The sequence below is a fragment of the Actinokineospora auranticolor genome, from assembly GCF_002934265.1.
Lineage (GTDB): Bacteria > Actinomycetota > Actinomycetes > Mycobacteriales > Pseudonocardiaceae > Actinokineospora > Actinokineospora auranticolor.
Map to the genome: position 1 here is coordinate 170,740 of NZ_PTIX01000009.1, position 17,414 is coordinate 188,153.

General features: G+C 72.5%; 21 protein-coding genes. 7 read left to right on the forward strand and 14 right to left on the reverse strand.

Features of this window, described 5'->3' with window-relative positions:
• Window positions 1–60 precede the first annotated feature (60 nt).
• The 13 genes from CLV40_RS18215 to CLV40_RS18275 all read right to left on the reverse strand — a co-directional run bounded on the left by CLV40_RS18215 (window position 61) and on the right by CLV40_RS18275 (window position 11,304).
• Window positions 61–1,014, reverse strand: coding sequence for a gluconeogenesis factor YvcK family protein (locus CLV40_RS18215; protein WP_104480137.1), 954 nt, complete (start codon window positions 1,012–1,014; stop codon window positions 61–63).
• Window positions 1,011–1,895: an RNase adapter RapZ gene (gene rapZ, locus CLV40_RS18220; RefSeq protein ID WP_104480138.1), complete on the reverse strand. Its 885-nt coding sequence runs from the start codon at window positions 1,893–1,895 to the stop codon at window positions 1,011–1,013. The genes CLV40_RS18215 and rapZ overlap by 4 nt, the downstream gene beginning before the upstream one ends.
• Window positions 1,892–3,871: an excinuclease ABC subunit UvrC gene (uvrC, locus tag CLV40_RS18225; protein ID WP_104480139.1), complete on the reverse strand. Its 1,980-nt coding sequence runs from the start codon at window positions 3,869–3,871 to the stop codon at window positions 1,892–1,894. Before uvrC ends, rapZ begins: the two co-directional genes overlap by 4 nt.
• Window positions 3,872–4,041: 170 nt before the next feature.
• Window positions 4,042–5,061: a GDSL-type esterase/lipase family protein gene (locus tag CLV40_RS18230; RefSeq protein ID WP_104480140.1), complete on the reverse strand. Its 1,020-nt coding sequence runs from the start codon at window positions 5,059–5,061 to the stop codon at window positions 4,042–4,044.
• Between the two features lie 78 nt (window positions 5,062–5,139).
• The gene (locus CLV40_RS18235) at window positions 5,140–5,631 is read right to left on the reverse strand and encodes a Rieske (2Fe-2S) protein (protein WP_245931360.1); all 492 of its coding nucleotides are present in this window, start codon (window positions 5,629–5,631) and stop codon (window positions 5,140–5,142) included.
• Window positions 5,632–5,736: 105 nt separating this feature from the next.
• On the reverse strand, window positions 5,737–6,084 hold the full coding sequence (locus CLV40_RS18240; protein ID WP_104480141.1) for a type II toxin-antitoxin system PemK/MazF family toxin: 348 nt from the start codon (window positions 6,082–6,084) through the stop codon (window positions 5,737–5,739).
• The gene (locus CLV40_RS18245) at window positions 6,071–6,304 is read right to left on the reverse strand and encodes a ribbon-helix-helix domain-containing protein (RefSeq protein WP_104480142.1); all 234 of its coding nucleotides are present in this window, start codon (window positions 6,302–6,304) and stop codon (window positions 6,071–6,073) included. The genes CLV40_RS18240 and CLV40_RS18245 overlap by 14 nt, the downstream gene beginning before the upstream one ends.
• Window positions 6,305–6,338: 34 nt before the next feature.
• Complete coding sequence (locus CLV40_RS18250) at window positions 6,339–6,761, reverse strand: PH domain-containing protein (RefSeq protein WP_245931361.1); 423 nt, start codon at window positions 6,759–6,761, stop codon at window positions 6,339–6,341.
• A gap of 38 nt (window positions 6,762–6,799) precedes the next feature.
• Window positions 6,800–7,297: a 6,7-dimethyl-8-ribityllumazine synthase gene (gene ribH, locus CLV40_RS18255; RefSeq protein ID WP_104480144.1), complete on the reverse strand. Its 498-nt coding sequence runs from the start codon at window positions 7,295–7,297 to the stop codon at window positions 6,800–6,802.
• Window positions 7,294–8,622, reverse strand: coding sequence for a bifunctional 3,4-dihydroxy-2-butanone-4-phosphate synthase/GTP cyclohydrolase II (locus tag CLV40_RS18260; RefSeq protein ID WP_245931362.1), 1,329 nt, complete (start codon window positions 8,620–8,622; stop codon window positions 7,294–7,296). The genes ribH and CLV40_RS18260 overlap by 4 nt, the downstream gene beginning before the upstream one ends.
• A complete protein-coding gene (locus CLV40_RS18265) occupies window positions 8,615–9,262 on the reverse strand; it encodes a riboflavin synthase (protein ID WP_104480145.1) in 648 nt (215 codons plus the stop codon). Before CLV40_RS18265 ends, CLV40_RS18260 begins: the two co-directional genes overlap by 8 nt.
• 399 nt (window positions 9,263–9,661) lie before the next feature.
• On the reverse strand, window positions 9,662–10,324 hold the full coding sequence (rpe, locus tag CLV40_RS18270) for a ribulose-phosphate 3-epimerase (protein ID WP_104480278.1): 663 nt from the start codon (window positions 10,322–10,324) through the stop codon (window positions 9,662–9,664).
• A 47-nt stretch (window positions 10,325–10,371) separates the two neighbouring features.
• On the reverse strand, window positions 10,372–11,304 hold the full coding sequence (locus CLV40_RS18275; RefSeq protein ID WP_104480146.1) for an NAD(P)/FAD-dependent oxidoreductase: 933 nt from the start codon (window positions 11,302–11,304) through the stop codon (window positions 10,372–10,374).
• Between the two features lie 52 nt (window positions 11,305–11,356).
• On the opposite strand from CLV40_RS18275, the gene CLV40_RS18280 reads away from it, so the two are divergent.
• From CLV40_RS18280 to CLV40_RS18295, 4 genes are all read left to right on the forward strand, one after another.
• The gene (locus tag CLV40_RS18280; protein WP_104480147.1) at window positions 11,357–12,019 is read left to right on the forward strand and encodes an MOSC domain-containing protein; all 663 of its coding nucleotides are present in this window, start codon (window positions 11,357–11,359) and stop codon (window positions 12,017–12,019) included.
• The gene (locus tag CLV40_RS18285) at window positions 12,016–12,477 is read left to right on the forward strand and encodes an NUDIX hydrolase (protein ID WP_104480148.1); all 462 of its coding nucleotides are present in this window, start codon (window positions 12,016–12,018) and stop codon (window positions 12,475–12,477) included. The genes CLV40_RS18280 and CLV40_RS18285 overlap by 4 nt, the downstream gene beginning before the upstream one ends.
• A gap of 204 nt (window positions 12,478–12,681) precedes the next feature.
• A complete protein-coding gene (locus CLV40_RS18290) occupies window positions 12,682–14,364 on the forward strand; it encodes a peroxidase family protein (protein WP_104480149.1) in 1,683 nt (560 codons plus the stop codon).
• A 101-nt stretch (window positions 14,365–14,465) separates the two neighbouring features.
• Window positions 14,466–14,936, forward strand: a complete 471-nt coding sequence (locus tag CLV40_RS18295; protein WP_245931364.1) for a DoxX family protein — start codon at window positions 14,466–14,468, stop codon at window positions 14,934–14,936.
• A gap of 61 nt (window positions 14,937–14,997) precedes the next feature.
• Here CLV40_RS18295 and arsM read toward each other — a convergent pair whose 3' ends face one another.
• Entirely contained in the window at window positions 14,998–15,864 is an 867-nt protein-coding gene (arsM, locus tag CLV40_RS18300) for an arsenite methyltransferase (RefSeq protein ID WP_104480279.1), read from the reverse strand.
• A gap of 80 nt (window positions 15,865–15,944) precedes the next feature.
• Between arsM and CLV40_RS18305 the strand changes: the two genes are divergently transcribed.
• From CLV40_RS18305 to CLV40_RS18315, 3 genes are read left to right on the forward strand one after another with little or no spacing between them, the layout of a single operon-like run.
• The gene (locus CLV40_RS18305) at window positions 15,945–16,295 is read left to right on the forward strand and encodes an ArsR/SmtB family transcription factor (protein ID WP_104480151.1); all 351 of its coding nucleotides are present in this window, start codon (window positions 15,945–15,947) and stop codon (window positions 16,293–16,295) included.
• Complete coding sequence (locus tag CLV40_RS18310; protein ID WP_104480152.1) at window positions 16,292–17,002, forward strand: aquaporin; 711 nt, start codon at window positions 16,292–16,294, stop codon at window positions 17,000–17,002. Before CLV40_RS18305 ends, CLV40_RS18310 begins: the two co-directional genes overlap by 4 nt.
• Window positions 16,999–17,409: an arsenate reductase ArsC gene (locus CLV40_RS18315; RefSeq protein ID WP_281261668.1), complete on the forward strand. Its 411-nt coding sequence runs from the start codon at window positions 16,999–17,001 to the stop codon at window positions 17,407–17,409. Before CLV40_RS18310 ends, CLV40_RS18315 begins: the two co-directional genes overlap by 4 nt.
• Window positions 17,410–17,414 lie beyond the last annotated feature (5 nt).

The window sequence follows — 17,414 nt, forward strand, 5'->3', positions numbered from 1 at the left end:
TGGGCGGATCCTCCTCCCCTCCGCCGGCGGGGTACATCCCATCACGACCGCTGTCGCGGCTCAGCGTCCCCTCACCGACGCGATGGCCTCCCGCAGGCACGCCGCCAGTGCCCCGGGGTCGTGCCGGTCGGGGGTCGGCGCGGCCGCCACGGCGGCCAGCCAGGTGTCCGCCCCGAGGGCCGACGCCGCACGTCGGAGCCGGTCCGGGGTGGCCACGGAGTCGGCGTCGGCGATGACCGCGTCGACCCGCAGCCGGGGCGCGTGCTCGCACAGCACGTCGAGGTGGCGCTCCGGGGAGAACCCGGCGGTTTCGCCCGGTTGGGGGACGAGGTTGAGCACCACGACCCGCGCGGCGGTGGTCCGCACGAGCGCGTCGTGCAGTTCCGGCACCAGCAGGTGCGGTAGCACGCTGGTGAACCAGGAGCCGGGGCCGAGCAGCACCACGTCCGCGCCGAGCACGGCCTCGACGGCCTGCGGGCACGCGCTCGGCGGCGCCCGGTGGCCGTGCAGCCGGATGCGGTGGACCCGGCCGGGGGTGGTGGCGACGGCGACCTGGCCGCGGATGCGGCGGACCGTGGTCGGGTCCTCCTCAAGACCGGTCACGTCGGCCTCGATGTCCAGTGGCGCGGTGGACATCGGCAGCACGCGGCCCGTGGCGCCGAGCAACCCGGCCGCGTGCGCGAGCGCCTCGACCGGGTCGCCGAGCACCTCCAGCAGCCCGGCGAGCACGAGGTTGCCCACGGCGTGCCCGGCCAGCGCGCCGGTGCCGCCGAAGCGGTGCGCGAAGACCCGCGCCCACGGCCCGTCGGTGCCCGCGAGCGCGATCAGCGCCTTGCGCAGGTCGCCGGGCGGGAGCAGGCCGAGTTCGCGGCGCAGCCGCCCGGACGAGCCGCCGTCGTCGGCGACGGTGACGACGGCGGTGACGTCCGGGGTGATCAGCCGCAGCGCGCTGAGCGTGACGTGCAGGCCGCGACCGCCGCCGAGCGCGACCGCCTTGAGCGGGGTGTCCGTCACTCGCGCCCCAGGTCGCGGTGCACGACCTTGACGGCCAGCCCGTCCTCGTCGGCGAGCCTGCGGGAGAGCTCCTCGGAGATGGCGACGCTGCGGTGCTTGCCGCCGGTGCAGCCGATGGCGAGCGTCAGGTAGCGCTTGCCCTCGCGGCGGTATCCGGCGCCGATGAGCCGCAGCAGCTCGTGGTAGCGGTCGAGGAACTCGTCGGCGCCCTCCTGGGAGAGCACGTAGTTGCGCACGTCCGCGTCGCGACCGGTCTGGTCCTTGAGCTCGGGGATCCAGAACGGGTTGGGCAGGAACCGCACGTCCATGACCAGGTCGGCGTCCATCGGCAGGCCGTACTTGTAGCCGAAGGACAGCACGGTGACCCGGGTGGTGGCGTTGGCGTCGGAGCCGAACGCGTCCTCGATCTTGGCGCGCAGCTGGTGCACCGACAGGGTCGAGGTGTCGAGCACCAGGTCGGCCTCCTCGCGCAGCGGGCGCAGCAGCTCCCGCTCGGCCCCGATGCCGTCGATGAGCCTGCCCTCGCCCTGTAGCGGGTGGCCGCGGCGGACCTGCTCGAAGCGGCGCACCAGCACGTCGGTGGTGGCCTCCAGGAACAGCACGCGGGGCCGGTAGCCGCGCGCGTCGAGGTCCTTGATGATCGCCGAGAGGTCCTCGGTGAAGGCCCGGCTGCGCACGTCCATCACGACCGCGACCTTGGTGATCGCGCCCCGGGCCTGCGAGCCGAGCTCGACCATGGTGGAGATCAGCTCGGGCGGCAGGTTGTCCACCACGAACCAGCCCAGGTCCTCCAGGCACTTGGCCGCGGTGCTGCGGCCCGCGCCGGAGAGTCCGGTGACGACGGCGACCTCGATGCCCGGTCCGCCCGCTTCGGTGCTCACTGCTGCTCCTCCGCCTTCCCGCGCGCCGGGGCCTCTCCCGCGAGCGCGCTGTGCACTGCCTGCGCGGTGCCGGGTCCGATGCCCGGGACACCGCCGATCTCCTCCAGGCTCGCCGCGCGCAGGCGCTTGAGCGAGCCGAAGTGCTTGATGAGCACGGCCCGGCGGCCCTGGCCGAGGCCGGGGATGTCGTCCAGCGCCGAGGTCAGCAGGTTCTTGGACCGCTTCTGCCGGTGGTAGCCGATCGCGAAGCGGTGCGACTCGTCGCGGACCCGCTGCATCAGGTACATGGCCTCGCTGTTGCGCGCCAGGATCACCGGGTCCGGGTCGGCGGGCAGCCAGATCTCCTCCAGCCGCTTGGCGATCCCGATCACCGCGACGTCGGTGATGCCGAGGTCGGCGAGCACGTCGGCGGCGGCGTTGGCCTGCGGTCCGGCGCCGTCGACGACGAGCAGGTTGGGCGGGTAGGCGAAGCGCTTGGGTTTGCCGGTGTCCGGGTCGATGCCCGGTGGTGCGCCCGGTGGTGTGCCCGGTTCCGCCTGCTCCGGCGCGCCGTCGCGGTACTTGGCGAACCGGCGGCGCACGACCTCGGCGATCGAGGCCACGTCCCCCTCGGTCGCGGCCTCGCGCAGCGCGAAGCGGCGGTACTCGGACTTGCGGGCCAGGCCGTCCTCGAACACGACCAGCGACCCGACGACGTCGGTGCCCTGGTGGTGGCTGATGTCGACGCACTCGATGCGCAGCGGGGCGGTGTCGAGGCCGAGGTCGTCCTGGAGTTGCTGGAGCGCGGCGGAGCGGGCGGTGAGGTCGCCCGCGCGGCGCAGCTTGTGCTGGGTGAAGGCTTCCTTGGCGTTGCGCTCCACGGTCTCCATGAGCGCGCGCTTGTCCCCGCGCTGCGGGACGCGCAGGGCGACCTTGCCGCCGCGGAGGCCGCCGAGCCAGTCGGCCACCGCCTCGGCGTCGGCGGGGAGTTCGGGGACCAGGACCTCGCGGGGCACGGGGCTGCCGTCGGTGCTCTCCTCGGAGTCGACCTGGTCGCCGTAGAACTGGCTGAGGAACCGGTCGACCAGGCTCGCGACGGCGGACTGCTCGTCGCCGTCGTCGATGCGGTCGATCACCCACCCGCGCTGCCCCCGGACCCGGCCGCCGCGCACGTGGAACACCTGGACGGCGGCTTCGAGGTCGTCGAAGGAGAAGGCCACCACGTCGGCGTCGGTGCCGTCGCCGAGCACGACCGCCTGCTTCTCCATGGCCCGCTTGAGCGCCCCGATGTCGTCGCGCAGCCGCGCGGCCCGCTCGAACTCGAGCTCCTCGGCGGCGGCGGCCATCTCCTTCTCCAAGCGGCGGACCATGGCGTCGGTCTTGCCGGAGAGGAAGTCGCAGAAGTCCTCGACGATGGCCCGGTGCTCGTCCTGGTCGACCCGGCCGACGCAGGGCGCGGAGCACTTGCCGATGTAGCCGAGCAGGCAGGGCCGCCCGATCTGCCCGTGGCGCCGGAAGACGCCCTTGGAGCAGGTGCGGGCGGGGAAGACGCGCAGCAGCAGGTCGAGCGTCTCGCGGATGGCCCAGGCGTGGGCGTAGGGGCCGAAGTAGCGCACGCCCTTGCGGCGGGGGCCGCGGTAGACGTGCAGGCGGGGGAAGTCCTCGTGCAGGGTCGCGGCCAGCACGGGGTAGGACTTGTCGTCGCGGTAGCGGACGTTGAAGCGCGGGTCGAACTCCTTGATCCAGTTGTACTCCAACTGGAGCGCCTCGACCTCGGTGGAGACCACGGTCCACTCGACGCCACCCGCGGTGGTCACCATCTGCCGGGTGCGGGGGTGCAGGGAGGAGACGTCGGCGAAGTACGAGTTCAACCGACTCCGCAGGCTTTTCGCCTTGCCGACGTAGATGACCCGGCCCCCGGGGTCGCGGAACTTGTAGACGCCGGGGGCATCGGGAATGGTCCCCGCGGCGGGCCGGTAGGTCGACGGGTCAGGCACGGGACAACCCTACGACCGCCCCCCGACAACGGCGTCCCTACCCGCCAGGTCGCGAGCCCCGGCGCGTCGCCCGGCCCGGTCCACCACCTCCGCGGCGGACCGGCCCCGCACCACCGCGGCCGCGAACCGCGCTCGACCGGATCACGGGGAGACGCGACCGGGCGAGTCCGCTAGCGGACGGCGTGTAGGTTGCCGTCGGTGCCGATCAGGCAGCGGGCCGTGGTTCGCGGTTGCGCCAGGAACTCCGTCAGGCAGCGGCCCAGCTGGGCGTGGCCTTGGGCGTTGGGGTGGAAGGATTGCTGGGCCATGTGGATGCCGAAGGCGTCCAGGCCGCCGGTGACCCAGGCCCAGGGGTCGACCGTGACGCGGTTCTGCCACTCCGTCGACACGTCCGCGCCGCTGCAGGCCTCGTGGCCCTCGGTGGCGCGGGAGAAGTCCAAGTAGGACAGTCCGGTTCGGGCCGCGATGCCGCGGAAGGCCTCGGCGAACTGGGGAACGGCTTGCGTGCGCCCGTACTCCGCGTCCGGCAGCCGGATCGGGCACCCCTGCGGTCCGTGCTGGACCGGGTCCATCTTCTCCGTCACCGGCGACGCGTACGAGGTGATCACGAACCGGTACGCGCCGTCCGCGTACCCGGCCTCGCGCATGGCGGTCCGGACGTCCGCGACGGCCCGCTCGACCTTGGGGGCCATGGCCGCCAGCCGCTGGGGCCACTCGGTGGCGAGGTGTTTCGCGCAGCCCGCGCCGAAGGGGTTGAACCAGCGGCCGACGCAGTCCAGGACCGTGTCGGCGAAGCGCGGGTCGTCGTTGGCGCCGATCTGGAGGACGACCGCGGTCACGCGGTTGGCGCGGGCGATGGCGACCAGCCTCCGCGCCTGGGAGCCCTCCGTGTAGTGGGTGGTGTCCGCCAGCGACACGTTCGACGCGTCGGCGCCCGAGCAGGCCAGGTTGTACGTGCGTTGCGCGGCGGAGGTGCGGTGGATCAGGGCGTTCGCCGAGCGGTGGCACCAGTTGCCGCCCTCACCGCGGGTGCCCGGCTCGTAGTCGCCCGCCCCCTCCCCCGAGATCGCGCTGTCGCCGAGCGACACCACGGCCGTGGGGCGGTCGTCGACGGGGGACGCGGCGGCCGATGGCGCGGCCAGGCCGACCGCGCACAGGGCGACGGCGGCCACACCGAGTAAGCGGGGCATGGGGACCTCCCGAAAGGGGTGATGGTTGAGATCGACTCAACCATCACCCATCCGGTGAATCCATAACCCAAACGGACCCTAGGCCAGTACGACGTTCTCCCCGTCGACCTTCACCTCCACCACGGCGAGCCCGGTCTGCGCCTGCCCGCTCTTGCGCGCCCCGGTCGCCGGGTCGAAGGTGCTGAAGTGCCGGGGGCACGTGATCACGCCGTCCTTCGGCGGGTCGACCGTCGCACCCTGGTGCGGGCACGTCGGGTCGAAGCCCTTCACCGTGGTCCCGTCGCGCACCAGCAGCACCTTGCCGGACGGCCCGCCGTTCACCAGCAGCCCGCCGCCGTCGGGGATCGCCGACACCGTGCTCAACGCCCCGGACGAACCGGTGGCGCCACCGGACGAACCACCGGTGGTGCCCGCCGGAGCGCCACCGGGGGTGGTCGTCGTGCCGCCGGACCCGGAGCCCGTGTCGGAGGAGCACGCGGCGAGCACGCCGGGCGCCACCAGGGCGACCATCAGTCCGCAGAGGACCTGCCTGCGGTTGCGGCTGTCAGCGGGTGTGGTGGTGTCGGTCACGCCCAACCTCCTCGGGAATCAGTTCAGGGATACACCGAGGGGTACGTGGAGCGCGCGACGAGAGTTCACCCCCGCCGTGATTCACAGGTTACGCACAGGTACGGCCTACAGCCCCAGGTGCACGCGCAACGCGTCGTCGATGGCCTTGAGCAGCACGGGCGGCACGCGCCCCAAGCGCCGCCGCACGCGGGCCGTGGCGACCGTCCGGATCTGCTCCGCCTGCGCCTTGGACTCGGCCAGCAGACCGCAGTCGGTGGCGGGCAGCAGCACCTGGAAGGGGAACACCCGGGTGGTGTTCGACGTGATCGGCACGACCGTGACCGTGCCGCGCCCGGTCCGCTGGGCCACCAGGTTGGCCGCGTCGTTGCTGACGATCACCGCGGGCCGGGTCTTGTTGGCCTCCGAGCCCCGCGTGGGGTCCAGGTCGACCAGGTGGATGTCACCGCGCCGCATCGAGCGCGCCGTCGGCGGCGGTCGGTTCCCAGAGCAGGGCGTCCTCGCCGGCGTCCCACTCGTCGAAGGCGGCGAGGTACTCGTCGCGCAGGGACGACTCGCGCAGCAGACCGATGGCCAACTGGATGACCGCCGAGCGGTTGCCGTGCTCCGCGGCCCGCCCGAGGTACTCGTCGATGAACCGGACGTCCTCCTCCGGCAGGCTCACACTCAGTTTCACACCACCGATGCTACCTCCGGTGGCACCACCGGTACTACCCCTGCGGCTCCGCGGCCCCCGCGGCGGGCTCCACGGCCGCCCGGTGCAGCCGCCGCAGCTCGCGGATGGCGGTCACCGCCCGGTCGCCGTCGATCGCCTGCACCGCCATGACCGGCACGTACTCGTCGTCCGGCAGCTCCAGCCGGGCCCACGCCGCGCCGTCGGGGAAGCTGATCCCCACCACCGACTCCCACGGGTACCGGGTGCGGCCCAGCAGGTTGCGCACGGTGACGCCCGCGGCGTCCGCGGTCACCCTCGGCCAAGTCAGCCACAGCACGCCGCAGGCCAGCAGCACCCCGATGCCGACCATCGCGATCTGGTCGGACACCTGGAAGAACACCCCCGTGGAGGTGGTGCGCAGCAGGATCGCCACCACCGTGAACACGGCGACGAACACGGCCGCGATGGCCCCGCTCACGAACCGGACCTTCCGCGGTCGGGCGTTCACCGAGGCGCTCACTGGAAGTCCCTCTCCATCCACGGCTGGCGCAGCCCGCGCAGCGCCAGCGCCGTCTCCAGCGCCGCCGCGCACGCCTCGTAGCCCTTGTCCTCCACCGAGTCCGGCAGCCCGGCGCGGTCGAGGGCCTGCTCCTCGGTGTTCACCGTCAGCACACCGTTGCCCACCGGCGTCGCCTCGTCGAGCGACACCCGGGTGAGGCCCGCGGTCACCGCGTCGCACACGTACTCGAAGTGCGGCGTCCCACCGCGGATGACCACGCCCAGCGCGACCACCGCGTCGTGGTGCTTGGCCAGCTCCTGGCACACCACCGGCAGTTCGACCGCGCCCGGCACCCGCACCACGGTCGGCTCCACGACCCCGGCCTCCTCGGCCGCGACCAGCGCCCGGGCGAGCAGCTGGTCGGTGATCCGGTTGTGCCAGCGGGTGGCCGCGATGGCCAGCCGCACCCCCTCGCAGCGCGGTACCCCGCCGGTCGGCCTGCCCTCGCCGCTCACGCCTCAGTGCTCCCCACGGACCCGTTGCTCCCCGTGGAAGCGGTTCCCACGGAGTCACCGGGCACAGTGTCCTCCCCCAGGCCGAGCCGGTCGGTACCGACCTCGTACTGCTCCAGGTTGCCCAGCTCGTGGCCCATGCGGTCGCGCTTGGTGCGCAGGTAGCGCAGGTTCTCCGGGTTCGGCCACACCGACAGCGGCACCCGGTCGACCACGGCCAGCCCGTAGCCCTCCAGGCCGACCCGCTTGGCCGGGTTGTTGGTCAGCAGCCGCATCGACTTGACCCCGAGGTCGACCAGGATCTGCGCGCCGGTGCCGTAGTCGCGGGCGTCGGCGGGCACGCCGAGCGCCAGGTTCGCGTCGACGGTGTCGGCGCCGTCGTCCTGCAACTGGTAGGCCTGCAGCTTGTGCATGAGGCCGATGCCGCGGCCCTCGTGGCCGCGCATGTAGAGCACGACGCCGCGGCCCTCGGCGGCCACCGCCTCCAGCGCCGCGTCCAGCTGCGGGCCGCAGTCGCAGCGCAGCGAGCCGAACACGTCGCCGGTGAGGCACTCGGAGTGCACCCGGACCAGCACGCTCTCGCCGTCGGTGAGGTCGCCGTAGACCAGCGCGACGTGCTCGATGCCGTCGAGCAGGCTGTCGTAGCCGACCGCGACGAAGGTGCCGTGCGCGGTCGGGATGCGGGCCTCGGCGACCTTGGTGACCTGCTTCTCGGTGCGCCGCCGGTAGGCGATCAGGTCGGCGATGGTGATGATCGTCAGGTCGTGCTCGGCGGCGAACACCTGGAGCTCGTCGTAGCGGGCCATGTCGCCCTCGTCCTTCTGCGACACGATCTCGCAGAGCACGCCCGCGGGCCGCAGCCCGGCGAGCCGGGCCAGGTCGATGGCGGCCTCGGTGTGCCCGGGGCGGCGCAGCACGCCGCCCTCCTTGGCGCGCAGCGGCACCACGTGCCCGGGCCGGTTGAAGTCCTTGGCGGTGGCGTCCGCGTCGGCCAGCAGCCGGATGGTGTGCGCGCGGTCGGCGGCGGAGATGCCGGTGCTCACGCCCTCGGCCGCGTCCACGGTGACGGTGTAGGCGGTGCCGCGGGCGTCCTGGTTGGTGTGGAACATCGGCGGCAGGTCGAGCCGGGCGCAGTCGGCCTCGGTGAGCGGCACGCAGATGTAGCCGGAGGTGTAGCGCACCATGAACGCCAGCAGCTCCGGGGTGCACTTCTCCGCCGCGAAGATCAGGTCGCCCTCGTTCTCGCGGTCCTCGTCGTCGACCACGACGACCGCCTTGCCCTCGGCGATGTCGGCGATGGCGCGTTCGATGGCGCTGAAGTCACGCACCGGGGTTCTCCTCTTCGATACCGCTGGTGCCGGGGGCGGTGCCCGCGGCCAGGTGCGGGGTCGCCAGCTTCTCCACGTACTTGGCGAGGACGTCGACCTCGAGGTTCACCTTGTCCCCCGGCGCGCGCAGGCCGAGCGTGGTGGCGCGCAGCGTCTCGGGGATGAGGCTGACGGTGAACCAGTCGGCGCCGACCTCGACGACGGTCAGCGAGACGCCGTCGACGGTGATCGAGCCCTTCTCCACGACGTAGCGGGACAGGCCGTCCGGCAGCGCGAAGCGCACCAGGTCCCAGTGCTCCGACGGCTCCCGGGACAGCACGTGCCCGGTGCCGTCGACGTGGCCCTGCACGATGTGCCCGCCGAGGCGCTGCCCGACGGCGGCGGCGCGCTCCAGGTTGACCGCGTCGCCCGCGGCGACGCCGTCCAGGCTGCTGCGGCGCAGGGTCTCGCGCATGACGTCGGCGGTGAAGGTGCCGTCGGCCAGGTCGACCACGGTCAGGCAGACCCCGTTGACGGCGATCGAGTCGCCGTGCCGCGCGTCGCTGGTGACCAGCGGCCCGGCGATGGTGACCCGCGCGGCGTCGGGCAGGTCCCGCACCGCGACGACCTCGCCCCGCTCCTCGACGATCCCGGTGAACACTCCGGTGTGCCTCCTTGAACGAACTACCGCGCCGATCCACCCATCGTGGCCCTTCCGGGGGGCCGCCGGCGTCCCCCGGTGACGGTCGACACGCCGGGTTGCGCCGAACGCCACACCCCGGCGCGCGCCACGACTTCGGAGCAACCACGCGCGGGGCGGTGGTGTTCCCCGGCGGGCCGTTCCGGTCCGCGGACCGCATCGTGGGACGACCCGCGCCACCACACCGCGCAGTGTCCCAGTCCGCTGTGGCCGGATGTGTCGAAGCCCCCTCGGCCGGGTGGCCGAGGGCGCTTGCCCGGACACCGGGCCGCCGAATACCGACGGTCCCGCGCGACGACCAGCGGGGTTAAGCGAGCACTCAATGGGGGAACTACCGTTTCTCGACCGCGCTGAAATAGGTCAGGCGAAGCGGTGGTTCGCATTGCGGGCCTGTTCCCGCAATGCCGCGACGGCCTTACCGGGGTCGCTCGCCCCGTAAACCGCGGACCCGGCCACGAAGCAGTCCACGCCCGCCTCGGCGGCCTGTTCGATGGTGTCGCGGTTGATCCCGCCGTCGATCTCCACGAGCAGGTTCAGGTGCCCGGTGTCGACCAGGTTCCGGACCGTGCGGACCTTGTCGAGCACGTCGGCGATGAAGCCCTGCCCGCCGAAGCCGGGCTCGACCGACATCACCAGCAGCGTGTCGAACTCGCGCAGCAGCTCGACGTACGGCTCCAGCGGGGTGCCCGGCTTGATCGACAGCCCGGCCTTGGCGCCCGCCGCCCGCAGGTCCCTGGCGATCCGCACCGGGTCCTTGGCGGCTTCGACGTGCACGGTGACGTTGTGCGCGCCCGCCTCCGCGTACCCGACCGCCCAGCGGTCCGGGTCGGAGATCATCAGGTGGCAGTCCATCGGGATGGACGTGGCCTTGAGCAGCGCCTCGACGACCGGGAGCCCGAGGGTGAGGTTCGGGACGAAGTGGGCGTCCATGACGTCCACGTGGACCCAGTCCGAGCCCTCGATCGCCGCCAGCTCGTCGGCGAGGCGGGCGAAGTCGGCGGAGAGGATGCTGGGCGCGATCATCGGGGTGTTCGACACGGGGACCCAGCATAGGCGTCCGGTTGGGCCGGTCAGCCCAGCAGGTCGCGCACCGCGGCGGCGGCGCCCCAGGAGTGGCACACGCCCATGCCGCCGCTGCCGTAGTTGTGCACGACGAGCGCGTCGCCGAGCCGTTCGGACTCCAGCCTCGGCGCCGCCCGCCACGGCCGCAGCCCGACGCGATGCTCGATCACCCCGGCGTCGGCCAACCGGGGCTCCACTTCGGCGCAGCGGGCCAGAATGCCCTCCCCTGCCAACGCGTCCGGGTCGCGGTCCCAGACGTCGCGGCGGATGATCCCGCCGAGCACGACGTGGTCGCCGTGCGGGAAGTACGACGCCCACTCGGAACCCGCGCGGGCCTCGTAGTAGAACTCGGTGACGCCGGGGTTCTCGACGACGACGTGCTGCCCCCACCAGGCGCGCACACCGTCGTCGCCGACGAGGTCGCGGGCGCCGACGCCGGTGCAGTTGACGACCACGCCCGCCTCGGCCGCCGGTTCGGTGAGCGACCCGACGCGGCGGATCTCGACCTCCGTGCCCAGGTCGGCCAGGCGCGCGGTGAGGTGGTCGAGGTAGCGGGGCATCTCCACGAGCGGGATCGTCGAGCGCAACGCGGTGCGCATCCCGGGCCGCAACTCCGCGGGCTCGCAGAGGCGGACCTCGGGCAGGGTGTCCCACCACGGCGGGGGTTGGTCGGTGAAGTCCGAGGTCTGCGTGCCCCGGCACAATCGGACACCCGTGGCGGGGTCCGCGGCGAGGCGGGTCAGCTCGGCCAGGGTGGTGCGGGTCCAGCCCGCGCCGGGTTCGGTGAAGTCGGGGCCCCACATGGCGCCCGCGACCGCGGAGGTGGTGTCGCGGGGCCGTTCGGCGGAGAGCACCCGCACCCGGGCGCCGCTCTCGGCGAGCCGGATGCCGGCGCTGAGCCCCATGACGCCCGCCCCCACCACGATCACGTCGGTTGCCATGCCCGACAAACTAACCGAAGCAGCCCCCCATTCCGAGGGTTAGGTTCAAGGCATGACGATCACGCCCACCCTGCTCTCGGTCAATACGGGCACACCCCGCCCGATCGACACCCAGGCCGGTGTCAGCGCCATCGACAAGCGCCCGGTGGCCGGTCCGGTGCGTGTGGACACTCCGGTCGACGACGGCGCCGTCGGGGTCGAGGGCGACCACGTCGTCGACACGGCCTACCACGGCGGACCGGACCAGGCGGTCTACGCCTACGCCCGGGAGGACCTGGACCGCTGGGAGTCCGAGGTGGGCGGTGCGCTGGTCCCGGGCGCGTTCGGGGAGAACTTCACCACGCTCGGCGTCGACGTGTGCGGCGCGGAACTCGGCGAGACCTGGCGGGTGGGGGCGGACCTGGTGGTGCGGGTGACCAAGCCGCGCACGCCGTGCCGCGCGTTCGCCGCGCACCTGGCGCGGGCGGGGTGGGTGAAGGCGTTCACCCGGGCCGCGCGGACGGGCGCGTACCTGCGGGTGGTGCGCCCGGGTCTGGTGCGGGCGGGCGACCCGGTGACCGTCGTGGACCGACCGGGGCACGGCGTGACCGTCAGCGCCGTCTTCCGCGCTATGACGCTGGAGCCGGGATTGCTGCCCGGATTGCTGGCCGCCGGGGCGTATCTGCCGTCGTCGGCGCGGGCTCGGGTCGAGGCGCGGTCGGGGGGTTCGGCGTGAAGAAGTCGATGCGGGTAGCGGCCTACGCGGTGTGCGTGGAAGAGGAGAAGGTCCTCCTCGCCCGGTGGGTGGGGCGCACGGGGCGCAAGTGGACACTGCCGGGCGGTGGCCTGGATCACGGCGAGGACCCGGTGGACGCGGTGGCCCGCGAGGTGACCGAGGAGACCGGGTACACCGTGGCGGTGGAGGCGTTGCTGGGCATCGACACCGTGCGCCGGGAGTTCCACCACAGCGGCGTCGGCGCGGCCCTGCGCGGCGGCCGGGTCACCGACTGGCACGGCATCCGCGTGGTCTACGCGGCCCGGGTCGTCGGCGGCGAGCTGCGGTTCGAGGTGGGCGGCTCCACCGACATGGCCGCCTGGTTCGACCTGTCCGAGGTCCCCGGCCTCGACCGCACCGACCTCGTGGACACCGCGCTGTCACTGGCGCGGCACCGCCCGCCTACGGGGCGTGCCTGAAATTAATTTATTAGCGGAATATGGCCACTCGCAGAAAGTGTCCACCCTCCGCGAAGGAGTTCGGGTAGCCTCGTGTCATAGGGGAGGAATCACGGGGGTTCACCGGTTCTCTGGGGAGGGAACGCGGTTCGGTGGACCACGCCCTGATCCTTTCCGTTCCGAATTGACAGATATCCGGAAACGGATTTTGTGGGGGTTCACCTGATGAGTAGCCATGCCCGGAACAGCTTCTTCGTCGTGGGCGAGGGAGTGATCGAGGCCGACGAGAACGGCGAGCCGGTCACCCGGGAGCCGTCCACGACCGAGGAACTGCGCCGCTTCCGGTTCTCCCGGCTGGGCCCCAAGGGTCCCCAGACCGAGGAGGACGTGCGGGTGGCGCTGGCCACCGCGGTCACCGACCAGTCCGTCACCCAGCCCGACGGCGACATCCCGGCGGGCTTCACCTACCTGGGGCAGTTCGTCGACCACGACCTGACCCTGGACCGCACGGCCACCCAGCTGGGCAGCGACGTCACCATCGACGACCTGCTGCAGGGCCGCTCGCCCGCGCTGGACCTGGACTCGCTCTACGGCCGCGGCCCGCAGGACCGCGACGACCGCCGGTTCTACGCCGACGACCGGGTCAAGCTGAAGGTGGGCACCACCGCGCGGCTGCCGGTCGACGGCGACATCATCGGCACCGACCTGCAGGGCTTCGACCTGCCCCGCACCGGTGTCGGCGCCACCCCGGGCGAGCGCCGCACGGCGCTGATCCCGGACATCCGCAACGACGAGAACCTGGCGGTGGCGCAGACCCACCTGGCGTTCATCCGGTTCCACAACCGGGTGGTCGACCACCTGGCGCTGACCGGCCTCAACGAGCGGCGGCTGTTCGACGCCGCCCGCGACGAGGTCGTGCGCCACTACCAGTGGATGCTGCGCACGGACTTCCTGCCCCGGATCATCGACCCGGAGATCGTCAAGGACGTGTTCACCAAGGGCAGGCGCTTCTTCGAGGTGCCCCGCCACGGCAACGGGCACCCGAACCTGCGGCCCACCATGCCGGTCGAGTTCGCGGTGGCGACCTACCGGCTGGGCCACTCGATGGTGCGCGGCGCCTACCAGTGGAACCGGATCTTCAACACCCAGGGCCCCGCGGGCATCGCGACGCTGTTCCAGCTGTTCACCTTCAGCGGCACCTCGGGCAGCCTCAACCCGAGCCAGACCGTGGACCAGCTCGACGACCCGAACTTCCCCGGTTTCGGCTTCGAGCGGCTGCCGTCGAACTGGATCGTGGACTTCCGCAGGCTCTACGACTTCACCGAGGCGAACCGGCCGGACCTGGCCGCGCCCGGCGGCCAGCTCAACCGGATCAAGCGGATCGACTCGCTGTTGGTCAACCCGCTGACCCAGCTGCCCGCGGGCACCTTCGGCGGGCGCGGCACCCAGTTCCCGGCGATCCACCGCAACCTGGCGTTCCGCAACCTCACGCGCGGCACCATGGTCCGGCTGGCGACCGGGCAGCAGATGGCCGCGTTCCTCGGCGTGCGACCGCTCACGCGCGACCAGTTGCTGAACGGCTCGGAGGGCGCGGTGCTGACCGGGCTCACCGACGCGCAGAAGGAGACCGTGGCGACGAAGACGCCGCTGTGGTTCTACATCCTGCGCGAGGCGGAGCTGAACAAGGGCAAGCTGGGCCCGGTCGGCGGTCGGATCACCGCGGAGGTGTTCCACCGGTCGATCGAGGGCAGCCGGGTGTCGATCGTGCGGGAGCCGTCCTGGCGGCCGACGCTGGGTCCGGACTCGAACACGTTCCGGATGACCGACCTGCTGCTGTTCGCGTTCGAGGGCAAGAGCGACCTGCTCAACCCCCTCGGCGACACCAACCCGACCACACCGACCGCCTGAGAGCGGCTGAGGCAGCTCGGCGGGGACCCCCGTCCCGTCCCCGCCACCTTCTCGACCTCCCCCGATCACTCGCGCACTTTCGAACGATCATGGAGATGTCGATGTCGCTACTCAGGAACGTGGAGACCAGGTGGGCACCGGTGGAGAGAGCCCTGGGGCAGTACGCCCCCACGGCGCTGCGGATCTCCCTCGGCCTGGTCTTCGTCTGGTTCGGCGTGCTCAAGGTCACCGGGGAGAGCCCGGTGGCGGAACTGCTGGGGGCCACGGTCCCGTGGGTGGACCAGGGTTTCCTGGTCCCGGCGCTGGGGTGGGTCGAGGTCGTGCTCGGGCTGGCGCTGCTGGTCGGCAAGCCCCGCAAACTGGCGCTGGTGGCGGTGGCCCTGCACCTGACGGGCACCTTCCTCACCTTCATCCAGGCCCCCGGCCAGGTGATGACCGACGGCAACCCGCTGCTGCTCAACACCAGCGGTGAGTTCGTGCTGAAGAACCTGGTGCTCATCACCGGGGCACTGGTCCTGCTGGCCCACCGGCCCCAGGACTACAAGCTCCGGGACGAGACCCCGCGTTCCTAGCACCGGGGGTGTCCCTCGCACCGGGGGACACCCCCGTCTGTCCACTCAAGACTCCCGCCCGTCAGTCCCCTCGCTGACAGCCACACCCCGACGCGACCTTGGCGGCGGTGACGGTGATCGTGGTGTCGACCGGGCTCTCGTGCGCGGTGCAGCAGGCGTTCACCCCGCAGCAGGCCCCCGTGGGCTTGACGGCTCGGACGATCGCGGAATGCATGCGGTCGGCCACCTGGTGGGTCGGGGTGATCTCGATGTCGGTGAACCCGGCGGCGGCCAACCCGTCGCGGTATTCGGCGAAGGAGAGCGCACCGGCGATGCAGCCGGTGTACGCACCGCGTTCGGCGCGCTGGGCGGGGGTGAGGCCGTCGTCGGCGACGACGTCGGTGACACCGATCCGGCCGCCGGGCTTGAGGACGCGGAACGCCTCGGCGAACACGGCGGGCTTGTCCACCGACAGGTTGATCACGCAGTTGGAGATGACCACGTCGACCGCGCCCTCCGGGAGCGGGATGGCCTCGATGGTGCCCTTGCGGAACTCGACGTTGGTCGCGCCCGACTTCGCGGCGTTGGCCACCGCGAGGTCGAGCATCTCGTCGGTCATGTCCACGCCGTAGGCCCTGCCGGTCGGTCCCACGCGGCGGGCCGACAGGAGGACGTCGATCCCGCCGCCGGACCCGAGGTCGAGCACGTACTCACCCTCGCGGAGTTCCGCGACGGCGGTGGGGTTGCCGCAGCCCAGGGACGCCGCGACGGCCGCCGTGGGCAGGACTTGGCGCTCGTCGGCGGTGTAGAGGGCGGAGCCGAAGTTCCCGTCGACCTCGACCGGCTCCGGCCCGCAACACGATCCGCCGCCCCCGGCGACCGCCCTGGCCGCCGCGGCGTAGCGCTCGCGGACGGTTTCCCGCAGGTCGGTCCCGCTCAGCTCGCTCATGACCCACACTCCCAACAGCTTGTATCGAAGTTTGTCGATGCAAGCTTGCCCACTGCTTCGAGAGCTGTCAATATAGAAATATGTCGAAACAAGACCTCGCCCCGGCGGCCTCCGCGGGGTGCTGCGCCCCGGTCGCCGCCGCGCCGCTGGACGAGGAGCGGGCCACCGGGTTGGCGGCGGTGTTCAAGGCGCTCGGGGACCCGGTGCGGCTGCGGCTGCTGTCGATGATCGCCGCCCGCGAGGTGTGCGTGTGCGAGCTGACCCCGGCGTTCGACCTGTCGCAGCCGACGATCTCCCACCACCTGAAGCTGTTGCGGCAGGCCGGTTTGATCGACTGCGAGCGGCGAGGCACCTGGGTCTACTACTGGGCCCTGCCCGACGCGCTGGACCGGCTGGTCGGCTTCCTGACCGCGGCCCGGGCGGACGCGTGACCGCGCCGCTGCCGCGCCGGGTCGCCGCCGAGGGGCTCGGGACCGCGCTGCTGGTGGCCGTGGTCGTGGGTTCCGGCATCCAGGCCACCGAGCTGTCCCACGACGTCGGCGTCCAACTGCTGGCCAACTCGCTGGCCACGGTGTTCGGCCTCGGGGTGCTGATCACCCTGTTCGGCCCGGTGTCCGGAGCGCACTTCAACCCCGCGGTCACGCTCGCGGTCTGGTTCACCGGACGCGACGGCCTCACCGCCCGCGACGTCGCCGCCTACCTGCCCGCGCAGGTCGTCGGCGCGATCACCGGGGCGATCACCGCGGACGCGATGTTCGGCAGGCCACTGGTGGAGTTCTCGACCCACGACCGGTCCGCCCCGCACCTGCTGCTCGGCGAGGTCATCGCCACCGCCGGACTGGTCCTGCTGATCCTCGGCCTCGCCCGCGCCGACCGCGCGACCGCCGCCCCGATCGCCGTGGCCGCCTACATCGGGGCCGCGTACTGGTTCACCTCGTCGACCTCGTTCGCCAACCCGGCGGTCACCACCGGCCGCGCGTTCAGCGACACCTTCGCCGGGATCGCCCCGACCTCGGTCCCGGGGTTCGTCGCCGCCCAACTCGTCGGCGCCGCCCTCGGCCTGGCCGCCGTCACCCTCGTACACGGACGCGGCCGAGCCGCCGCCGTCCCGCGCGAACCCGTGGAAGGACACCCGTGAGCACCACCGCCCCGCGCCCGTCCGTGCTGTTCGTCTGCGTGCACAACGCGGGCCGCTCCCAGATGGCCGCCGCGTTCCTCACCCACCTCGCGGGCGACCGCGTCGACGTGCGCTCCGCCGGGTCGGCGCCCGCCGACACCGTCAACCCCGGCGTCGTCGCCGCGATGCGCGAGGTCGGCATCGACATCTCCGCCGAGACACCCAAGATCCTCACCGTCGACGCCGTCCAGGCGTCCGACGTGGTGATCACCATGGGGTGCGGGGACACCTGCCCCGTCTTCCCCGGCACGCGCTACCTCGACTGGACCCTCGAGGACCCCGCCGGGCAAGGTGTCGACGCCGTCCGCCCCATCCGGGACGACATCGAGGGGCGCGTACGCGGGCTCCTCGCCGAACTCGGCGCCTGACCCGG

Coding starts and splice junctions, on each gene's coding strand:
- CLV40_RS18295 (WP_245931364.1), top strand. CDS start 14,466: ATGTCGCTACTCAGGAACGTGGAGACCAGGTGGGCACCGGTGGAGAGA.
- CLV40_RS18280 (WP_104480147.1), top strand. CDS start 11,357: ATGACGATCACGCCCACCCTGCTCTCGGTCAATACGGGCACACCCCGC.
- CLV40_RS18240 (WP_104480141.1), bottom strand. CDS start 6,084: ATGCGGCGCGGTGACATCCACCTGGTCGACCTGGACCCCACGCGGGGC.
- CLV40_RS18230 (WP_104480140.1), bottom strand. CDS start 5,061: ATGCCCCGCTTACTCGGTGTGGCCGCCGTCGCCCTGTGCGCGGTCGGC.
- arsM (WP_104480279.1), bottom strand. CDS start 15,864: ATGAGCGAGCTGAGCGGGACCGACCTGCGGGAAACCGTCCGCGAGCGC.
- rpe (WP_104480278.1), bottom strand. CDS start 10,324: ATGATCGCGCCCAGCATCCTCTCCGCCGACTTCGCCCGCCTCGCCGAC.
- CLV40_RS18305 (WP_104480151.1), top strand. CDS start 15,945: ATGTCGAAACAAGACCTCGCCCCGGCGGCCTCCGCGGGGTGCTGCGCC.
- CLV40_RS18275 (WP_104480146.1), bottom strand. CDS start 11,304: ATGGCAACCGACGTGATCGTGGTGGGGGCGGGCGTCATGGGGCTCAGC.
- CLV40_RS18290 (WP_104480149.1), top strand. CDS start 12,682: ATGAGTAGCCATGCCCGGAACAGCTTCTTCGTCGTGGGCGAGGGAGTG.